The 8,580-nt window shown below is 51.0% G+C and carries 9 protein-coding genes; 1 reads left to right on the top strand and 8 read right to left on the bottom strand.

Translation table 11 applies throughout. The features are described 5' to 3' along the window. Positions 1-288 precede the first annotated feature (288 nt). Positions 289-1,488, bottom strand: coding sequence for a tyrosine--tRNA ligase (gene tyrS / locus JNM42_RS18105; RefSeq protein WP_294273577.1), 1,200 nt, complete (start codon positions 1,486-1,488; stop codon positions 289-291). Positions 1,489-1,577: 89 nt separating this feature from the next. On the opposite strand from tyrS, the gene JNM42_RS18110 reads away from it, so the two are divergent. Continuing rightward, the gene (locus tag JNM42_RS18110) at positions 1,578-2,906 is read left to right on the top strand and encodes a peptidoglycan DD-metalloendopeptidase family protein (RefSeq protein ID WP_294273581.1); all 1,329 of its coding nucleotides are present in this window, start codon (positions 1,578-1,580) and stop codon (positions 2,904-2,906) included. A 46-nt stretch (positions 2,907-2,952) separates the two neighbouring features. Here JNM42_RS18110 and erpA read toward each other — a convergent pair whose 3' ends face one another. The 7 genes from erpA to JNM42_RS18145 all read right to left on the bottom strand — a co-directional run bounded on the left by erpA (position 2,953) and on the right by JNM42_RS18145 (position 8,277). Next, complete coding sequence (gene erpA / locus JNM42_RS18115; protein WP_294273584.1) at positions 2,953-3,303, bottom strand: iron-sulfur cluster insertion protein ErpA; 351 nt, start codon at positions 3,301-3,303, stop codon at positions 2,953-2,955. A 48-nt stretch (positions 3,304-3,351) separates the two neighbouring features. Further along, positions 3,352-3,753: a polymer-forming cytoskeletal protein gene (locus JNM42_RS18120; RefSeq protein WP_294273586.1), complete on the bottom strand. Its 402-nt coding sequence runs from the start codon at positions 3,751-3,753 to the stop codon at positions 3,352-3,354. A 12-nt stretch (positions 3,754-3,765) separates the two neighbouring features. Further along, complete coding sequence (locus JNM42_RS18125; RefSeq protein ID WP_294273588.1) at positions 3,766-4,530, bottom strand: DUF6776 family protein; 765 nt, start codon at positions 4,528-4,530, stop codon at positions 3,766-3,768. After that, the gene (argC, locus tag JNM42_RS18130) at positions 4,506-5,534 is read right to left on the bottom strand and encodes an N-acetyl-gamma-glutamyl-phosphate reductase (protein ID WP_294273591.1); all 1,029 of its coding nucleotides are present in this window, start codon (positions 5,532-5,534) and stop codon (positions 4,506-4,508) included. The genes JNM42_RS18125 and argC overlap by 25 nt, the downstream gene beginning before the upstream one ends. A 100-nt stretch (positions 5,535-5,634) precedes the next feature. Further along, entirely contained in the window at positions 5,635-6,027 is a 393-nt protein-coding gene (rpsI, locus tag JNM42_RS18135; RefSeq protein ID WP_294273595.1) for a 30S ribosomal protein S9, read from the bottom strand. A gap of 9 nt (positions 6,028-6,036) precedes the next feature. Beyond that, positions 6,037-6,465: a 50S ribosomal protein L13 gene (gene rplM, locus JNM42_RS18140; RefSeq protein ID WP_294273597.1), complete on the bottom strand. Its 429-nt coding sequence runs from the start codon at positions 6,463-6,465 to the stop codon at positions 6,037-6,039. 1,464 nt (positions 6,466-7,929) lie between these two features. Further along, positions 7,930-8,277: a hypothetical protein gene (locus tag JNM42_RS18145; RefSeq protein WP_294273600.1), complete on the bottom strand. Its 348-nt coding sequence runs from the start codon at positions 8,275-8,277 to the stop codon at positions 7,930-7,932. Between the last annotated feature and the right edge of the window lie 303 nt (positions 8,278-8,580).

An 8,580-nucleotide genomic window follows, 5' to 3' on the forward strand; every position in this document is an offset into this window, starting at 1 on the left:
TGACGTCCTGTAGCCCCAGATCTCTCCAGAACCACAGTCTTAATTTCATCGTGCGAGTTCTTCCATCTCGTTGCAATTTGCCAAAGCAAATTCAACCAAACCAAAAACCCACACCTATCGATTGTCCAATTTTTAAAGAGCTTGAAAATCAAGCAGTTAGCTTGATTGCTGCACTGCATAAGCAGCGAAGGGGCGTATTATACAGAGCCAAACGTCAGCGTCAATACTTTCACGAAACAAAATACAAACTATTTCGTATCTGGCCGCTAAACCACTGTTTTGATGGGGTCAGCGAATTTTCACGCGAGCATATTTTCGCTTCCCAACTTGTAATACAAAATTGCTTCGAGCCGCAAATGCGAGGTTTTTATCATCAATTTTCACTCCATCAACCTTCACCCCCCCCTGCCCGATCATGCGCAGAGCCTCCGAGGTACTAGATGTCAGCCCGGATTGTTTGAGAACCTGCGCAACGCTCAACTCCCCATCTACCGAATCCAGAACCACTTCAGAAACATCGTCAGGAATCGCACCCTGGCGGAAGCGAGCCTCGAAGTCAGACAGCGCATCTACGGATGCGGCTGCCCCGTGAAACCGGGAGACAATTTCCTGTGCCAGAAGAACCTTGACATCGCGCGGATTGCGACCGCTCGCAATCTCACGCTTGAACCCAGCTACTTCTTCGCTGGCGCGAAAGGAAAGGAGATCGTAGTAGCGCCACATCAGTTCATCTGAGACAGACATCAGCTTGCCAAAAATCTCACGTGGCGGCTCATTGATCCCCACATAATTGCCGAGTGATTTTGACATCTTGTTTACACCATCAAGCCCCTCCAGCAAAGGCATCATGAGAACGCACTGTGGTGGCTGACCATAGTGTTTCTGAAGCTCGCGTCCAACAAGAAGATTGAATTTTTGATCCGTACCACCGAGTTCGAGGTCGGACTTCATCGCCACCGAGTCGTAGCCCTGACAGAGCGGATAGAGAAACTCGTGAATGGCGATAGGCTGACCGCCACGATAGCGCTTGGCGAAGTCATCGCGTTCCAGCATACGTGCAACCGTGTGCAGAGCCGCCAGTCGAATCATTCCAGATGCACCAAGAGGCTCAAACCAGGTCGAGTTGAAGCAGATTTCCGTCTTTTCAGGATCGAGTATCTTGAATACCTGCTCCTGATAGGTTTGTGAATTGGCTAGGATTTGCTCACGCGACAGTGGCGGTCGAGTTGAATTCTTCCCGGTTGGATCACCGATCATTCCGGTGAAATCACCGATCAAAAACATCACATGGTGGCCGAGATCCTGAAAATGTCTCAGTTTGTTGATCAGCACCGTATGCCCCAGATGCAGGTCGGGTGCTGTTGGATCAAAACCAGCCTTGATACGTAGTGGCCGACCGCTTTTAAGCCTTTCAACCAATTCAGTTTCAATCAGTAGTTCATCAGCCCCGCGTTTAATGAGAGCAAGACGGTCTTCGACACCTAGCATGCAAAGCCTCTATCGTTTACTATCCCAAGGGTTCTTGCGGGATCATTTTTTTGTTAGACTACTGAAAGTTTTTCTCTCGGTGGCAGTCCATGGATAAACAGCAGAGCAGGATTCTAGCGCATTCCCATGCGGCAATCGAACGATCGCAACGGCATCGCTGGGTGATGGCTGGCGTTGGCAGCGTTGCATTGCTCGGAATGGTGGCCGCTTTTGCTCTTGCCCCCTCCGGTCAGGAGAGCGGTTTTGCAACGCAAACCGTCCTTGAACAACTGTCCACACCTGCAGTTACCCTGATTAATGACGAAAACCCTTCATTCCTGCGGGAAGAGCGCATTCAGCGTTCCGATACGGTTTCCAGTCTGACAGCACGTCTCGGCATTTCGGATCAGGATGCTCTGGAATTCATTCTCAAGAATTCGGAAACACGAGTCATCGCCCACCAACTTCGACCGGGCAAGGTAGTCTCGGCCAAAACAGGAGAGCATGGGGAACTGATCGTGTTATATTTCCCGCTCAACGGGAAGGATGCGATGCTCGTTGTCGAAAGGCGCGGCAACAGCTTTGTGTCCAGCGAACAGGTTTTGCAGCTTGAGCCACAGACTATCGTAAAATCCGGCGAGATCCATAGTTCATTGTTCGGCGCCACTGACGCAGCGGGTATACCCGATGCGATCGCAACCCAACTGGCCGAAATTTTTGGCGGGGATATTGATTTTTATCGTGACCTGCGTAAAGGCGATCGCTTTTCGCTTGTCTACGAAATCCTTGCTCACCGCGGACAACCCATACGCAGTGCTCGAATTCTCACTGCCGAGTTCATCAACAACCACAAGGTTTATAACGCCTATTGGTTTCAGACAGAAGATGGCAAAGGTGACTACTACACGGCAGATGGAAAAACCGTGCGCAAGGCTTTTCTTCGCTCTCCGTTGGAGTTTTCCCGCGTAACCTCGGGTTTTACCAATGCACGCTTCCACCCGGTGCTACAAACCTGGCGGGCTCACAAAGGGGTCGACTACGGCGCACCAACAGGCACACGAGTACGCTCAGTTGCAGACGCAACAGTTGAATTTTCAGGTTTCCAGAGTGGCTACGGCAACATGATCATCCTCAAGCATCAGGGTGTTTACTCAACAGCTTATGGCCATCTGAGTGGTTTTGCCGCCGGAATTCGGAAAGGATCCCGGGTCAGCCAGGGCGACACCATAGGTTACGTAGGCCAAACAGGATTGGCTACCGGACCTCATCTGCACTACGAATTCCGTGTAAATTCCCAGCAGGTCAATCCGCTGACTATGACTCTGCCGACAACGATTCCGCTTGAGGCCTCACAAATTTCCCGTTTCAAAGCCACCACCGGCCCGTTGCGGGCACAGCTTGAACTGGCAAAACAGTTCAAACTCGCGACGATAGAATAAAAAAGGCGACTTGAAGTCGCCCTTAATCGTCCGCAAATCAATGCCGTCATGCGGAGAAAGACGAGCCGCAACCACAGGTTGAAGACGCATTTGGATTCTTGATCACAAACTGGGATCCCTCAAGACCTTCGGTATAGTCAATCTCTGCGCCAACAAGATACTGATAACTCATCGGGTCGACCAGAAGTGTAACCCCGTTCTTTTGCAAGGACGTATCATCTTCGTTGGCAATCTCGTCAAAAGTAAAACCATACTGGAAGCCAGAGCACCCACCACCGGTGACGAAAACACGGAGCTTCAAATCCGGATTGCCTTCTTCTTCAATCAGGTCCTTGACCTTGCTGGCTGCACTATCGGTAAAAACAAAGGGCAAAGGCATGTCCGTCGCTGTATTCATGGTTTATTCCTCCTGATTCTCGTGTTTAACACTACTATAGAAACAACTTCATTTGCTAGATGCAAGCTTTAATTCTACGGTCTTGGCGTTTGTCTGATGTACCAGACGACCCTGTATTACAGCACCCTGCTGCATCTCGATCTGATAATACTCTACATCACCTGTGACACGTGCCGCAGGCAAGAGTTCCAGAGATTCACCAGCAAATACCGGCCCAATCACGGTTCCGTTGACAACCACGTGCCCGACGGCGATTGCTCCTTCTACACTGGCTTTCTCGCTGATAACCAACGTTCCTTCCTGGCCATTCTCGCTACTGATATTTCCACGCACCTCGCCGTCTACGCGCAAGCCGCCAGAAAAAATCACATTTCCCTCGATAAGTGTTCCCGCACCGATGAGGCTATCTATACTGCTCTGAGGAGCTTTACCCTTTTTGATACCGAACATGAGTGTCTCCGTCTAAAGAGTCACGGACTGTCTTGCACGCAAGCTGCCATCCTGCAGCAAGCGTACTTCGACCTCTTTCACCAGAGCCCCGGAAGGTACCGAGAAAACGCCTTCAATCCGTTGAAAGTGCTTGATCTCGAAACGAAAACGCTGGGGATTTGGCTCCGTTGCGGAAGGAATTGTGATCATAGCATCTTTGCCCCCCTCTTGCACTTTGACCAAAATCTGAAGTGACCCTTTAAGTTCTTTGGCCTGGCGGCCTCCAGAATTGATCACCAGCATCCGATAACGATGCTCTCCCAAGTTGCCAATCGGCTCGATCTTCAGGTTTTCGATTCTGGCTCCCAGCTCATCTCCAGCCTTTGAGGCCAACATCAGGCCTTCGAAGAAAGCCAGATCTTCTTTCAGCGCAGCGTTCTCGACTTCGAGTGCTTTGGCCTGGCGTGTCAGTTGCTGCTGCGCTGCACGCTCAAGCAAAAGGCTGCTTTCACCGGAACCTACGAGGCTACGCAATTTGGTCAATTCGGCATCAAGTTCCATGAGATGATTGCTGAGCGACTGAATTTCCCGAACTGATTCATTGCTGTGAAACCCGGCTATACGCCTTCCTGCATCGTATATCCATGCTGCGAGCGCCAGTGAGACCGAGAGAATCACGATGACTGCCGAGGCGCGCCAATACCAGGCCACATGCGTTCTGATCGCCAGCTTCGGCGCATTGATGCCGAATCGCTGCCGAAGACGTTTAATTTTTACGGAAGCACCGGGAGTTGCCATAGTCCGAGGGTTTCCGACAGGCCCAGCATGATGTTCATGTTCTGTACAGCCTGACCAGCCGCTCCCTTGACGAGGTTGTCTATTACCGAGAGCACCACAAGCGTATCGCTACCCTGCGGTCGGTGAACAGCAATACGGCAAAGATTCGAAGCGCGAACCGAACGCGTATCCGGATGAGACTTCGCCGGCATGACATCAACAAAGGGTTCACCAGCGTAGCGATTCTCAAAAAGTGCCTGAAAATCGGTTTCCCTTTTGATCTTCGCATAAAGCGTGGCATGAATACCGCGTATCAGCGGCGTCAAATGTGGTACGAAGGTCAAACCAACCGCAAGTCTGGCAATCCGCGACAAGCCCTGCCGAATTTCAGGCAGGTGCCGATGACCCATTACGCCATACGCCTTGAAATTATCAGCCGCTTCTGAGAAGAGTGAAGAGACTTCTGCTTTGCGCCCGGCTCCTGACACACCGGACTTGGCGTCGGCGATCAAATGATCCAGATCAACAAACCCGGCTTCAACAAGTGGCAAGAAGCCTAATTGCACTGCAGTCGGATAACAACCGGGATTGGCTACCAGAAGCGCATCCCGAATCGCTGGACGATTAACTTCCGGCAGTCCATAGACAGCTTTCGCCACCCATTCCGGGCTGGCGTGCTGCATGCCATACCATTTTTCCCACTCGGTGACATCGGTAATGCGGAAGTCTGCAGCGAGGTCGATGACGCGGACTCCGGCTTCGAGCAAGTGCGGGGCCTGCTGCATGGCCACCCCATTCGGAGTTGCAAAAAAAACAACGTCACAACTCTTCAGATTGGCGATGGCCGGATCTTCGAACTTCAGATCAAGGCGCCCGCGCAAACTTGGAAACATGTTGGAAACAGCCGTTCCCGCATCGCCGCGCGATGTAATTTTGACAATTTCCACAGCAGGATGTTGTGCCAGCAAGCGCAGCAGTTCAACCCCTGTATAACCTGTACCGCCGACAATTCCGACCTTGACCATCAAATCCTCCTCAACTGGTTCGCAATGATAGTCTGCGCGACCAAAAAAGACAAAAGCCGCCCAAAGGCGGCTTCTTAATCGCAAAGGAATCCAGTATCGCTTAACGCTTGGAGAACTGCTTGCGGCGCCGAGCTTTATGCAAGCCGACCTTCTTGCGCTCAACTTCACGGGCATCCCGGGTAACAAAACCGGCCTTTGACAACGCTGGCTTGAGCGCGGCATCATATTCGATCAGCGCACGGGTAATGCCGTGACGCACCGCACCGGCCTGCCCGGACTCACCACCGCCTGCCACATTGACCAGAATGTCAAAGCCGGCCGTTTGTTCTACCAACACTAGCGGCTGCCGAACAATCATGCGCCCTGTCACACGCGAGAAAAACTCATCAACTGGCCTGCCATTAACAACAATATTGCCAGTTCCGCGTTTCATGAAAACACGTGCCACGGCGCTCTTGCGACGTCCAGTGCCGTAGTAGAAATTCTCAGCCATTTCGATCCCTTAGAGTTCCAGAACTTTCGGCTGCTGTGCAGCGTGAGGATGGGTGTCACCCGAGTAACACTTCATTTTCTTGAGCATGGCGTAACCAAGTGGCCCCTTCGGAAGCATGCCTTTGACAGCTTTCTCAAGGACACGGCCGGGAAAACGTTGTTGCATCTTGGTAAAGTTTGTTTCGTAAATGCCGCCAGGGTAACCGGTGTGGCGATAGTAAACTTTGTCTTCGGCCTTGTTGCCGGTAACACGCAACTTCTCCACATTGGTCACAACGATGTAATCGCCGGTATCAACATGAGGAGTGAATTCTGGTTTGTGCTTGCCACGCAGGCGACGAGCAATTTCAGTCGCGAGGCGACCAAGCACCTTGTCAGTGGCATCAACCAATAGCCACTCGCGTTTCACTTCATGCGATTTGGCGGAGAAAGTCTTCATCGAATACGCCGTCCTTGTATGCCCGATAACGGAAAGCCGAGCATCTTATTGCAAATTGACGAATCCTGTCAATCGCTGATTTGATCTTGGACAAAAAAAACGCGACTCGTTGGAGCCGCGTTAAATCCACACCAAAGGAGGAGGGTGGAGGAGACAAATCTTTGACAAGCCGTACTGCAGAAATGTAAAACCATCAAACTGAAGATATTATGCTCTACCCAGATTAAAAAATCAAGCTTTTTTGTGCGATGCATCATGAAGTCATGTTACGTGCGGCAATCCCAAATTATAAATAATTTACTGTCAATACAAACAAAAACATAATGTATATACGGTAAATACATTACTTAATAGTAAATTTTTATTCATATCGTAAATTGTCGATTTTAAGCCAGTAATATTGCATCGCAGCAATTCTCAATATAAAAATCAAACCTGATTACGAAAGGATTTGAAGGTCGGGACAGAGCAAGAACGTGATGTCACACGGTATCGTGCGGTTTGTGCGGTACGGGGTCGGGACTTTTTCCCATAAAGCGCATCAAGTGATTTTAGTCATCGAAAGGAAGATAGTGAATCAACGCCTGTAAATATTCGAAGAAGGTCCGCGTTGACGGGAGCGAGTTGCGGACCGCACGGTACGGAGGACCGGCCCACTCAAGCGTCGTATGTACCAAGAAAACCAAGCGAATCATTGTTGCGAACAGCTTGACCTGATTCTTTTTCACCATGGCCGAAGTTATGTTCGAAGCTTCTGGCAAGTGCCTAGAATGGGGGTTTGTCATCGTCAGTCGCACTGCACTGGAACTGACCATAGATAATTGCCATTCACTGGCTATGAATTTGCACGACCAATACGTCTTTATGCAAAAAACCGGCCAATCGCTTTTCACGCCGCCGACGCACGTTGTCGCTACGCTAAGTCAGGCACAGAAACTGTAAGCGCAGGAAAGCGGGCAGCCGGCAGGCCTGACCCGTTATTCCGAGAACTGCGCAACGCTGGTCGACGGCAAGCACGAGATGCGTATTCGCACCTTTATCGACGCGGCCGTTCAGGCGCCAATCATTGTTACTTTCAATGCACCCGCTGATGCCGCGTACGATTTCCCTGAGCTCTACCGGCGGGTACGCGAGAAGTGCTTCATTCTTTATCCGGGAAAGCTGACGAGCGTCGGGACCGTCCGCGTCGGCTGCATCTGTGACATCGACCCCGGAGCAATACGCCGAGCCTTAGCAGCAAAATCTGTACGACACTCAGGGAAATGGGTGTAATCCTTCAATCTCCCTAAGTGAGGAGGGCAGCGTATCGATAAGATTGGTTCGGCGGCAAGTCATGACAAGTGCCAGCAGCGCCGACCTAAAGGTGAGCTTGCCTGGCGTATTGACGGGAATCCATGCACCCCATGCCACTGATCAGCATTGCATCGGTGCCTTGTTCGCTCAAACCACGCGCAGTTAGCCGGCTTACTTCTTCCCTTGCGGCGGGCGTCCTGTCTTGATGACCACCAAGGTCTGCAGGGCGGCTGCAAGTTCCGCGTCCGACAGAGCGGCAAAGCCGATGACGGCGGCGCGCAGCACCTCGCTTTTCTTTACGGCTACTCCCTTGGCCAAGCAACGTCTTTTCACTGCGGCAATCAGGCTGTATTCGGACTCGGGCATGGTAAAACTATCCCGAATCAGTTTGTCCTTCTTCGGCCTGATGATCTTGTCTGATTTTGCGGCTGCTGTCGGTTTCGTTGATGTCCTGGCCCGGGTAGCCGCTGTTGCCGTATCGCACAATTGTGCATTACCGGACGTGGGGGAATTGACCATGACAAGCCTCCATTAGTAGTATTAGTACCTTATGACTAGATTATACATTTGATGGTGATCAGAGATGCGTTGCAAGCCTAACCCAAGCAATTCTCATTTTAAAAATCAAGCCTGATTGCCAACGGTGCGGTTAAAGGACAAGAAAGTGAAAGGAGGTTATTTCTAAAGTGGTCCCCGTTTTTGAGACAGCGGTTTAAGCTGTGTGCTGTCGAACGAAATGAGGATATATGAGCGAAGCAAAGAAGCGCAATGCGTATTCATCGGAATTCAAGGCGAAGGTTGGCCTGGAGGCAATACGGGGAA

Origin of the sequence: Propionivibrio sp., from assembly GCF_016790145.1 — a bacterium.
Classification (GTDB): domain Bacteria; phylum Pseudomonadota; class Gammaproteobacteria; order Burkholderiales; family Rhodocyclaceae; genus Propionivibrio.

Bases quoted from the DNA above. Each gene is read 5' to 3' on its own strand.
- tyrS (WP_294273577.1), bottom strand. From the start codon at position 1,488: ATGCTAGGTGTCGAAGACCGTCTTGCTCTCATTAAACGCGGGGCTGAT.
- JNM42_RS18110 (WP_294273581.1), top strand. From the start codon at position 1,578: ATGGATAAACAGCAGAGCAGGATTCTAGCGCATTCCCATGCGGCAATC.
- erpA (WP_294273584.1), bottom strand. From the start codon at position 3,303: ATGAATACAGCGACGGACATGCCTTTGCCCTTTGTTTTTACCGATAGT.
- JNM42_RS18120 (WP_294273586.1), bottom strand. From the start codon at position 3,753: ATGTTCGGTATCAAAAAGGGTAAAGCTCCTCAGAGCAGTATAGATAGC.
- JNM42_RS18125 (WP_294273588.1), bottom strand. From the start codon at position 4,530: ATGGCAACTCCCGGTGCTTCCGTAAAAATTAAACGTCTTCGGCAGCGA.
- argC (WP_294273591.1), bottom strand. From the start codon at position 5,534: ATGGTCAAGGTCGGAATTGTCGGCGGTACAGGTTATACAGGGGTTGAA.
- rpsI (WP_294273595.1), bottom strand. From the start codon at position 6,027: ATGGCTGAGAATTTCTACTACGGCACTGGACGTCGCAAGAGCGCCGTG.
- rplM (WP_294273597.1), bottom strand. From the start codon at position 6,465: ATGAAGACTTTCTCCGCCAAATCGCATGAAGTGAAACGCGAGTGGCTA.
- JNM42_RS18145 (WP_294273600.1), bottom strand. From the start codon at position 8,277: ATGGTCAATTCCCCCACGTCCGGTAATGCACAATTGTGCGATACGGCA.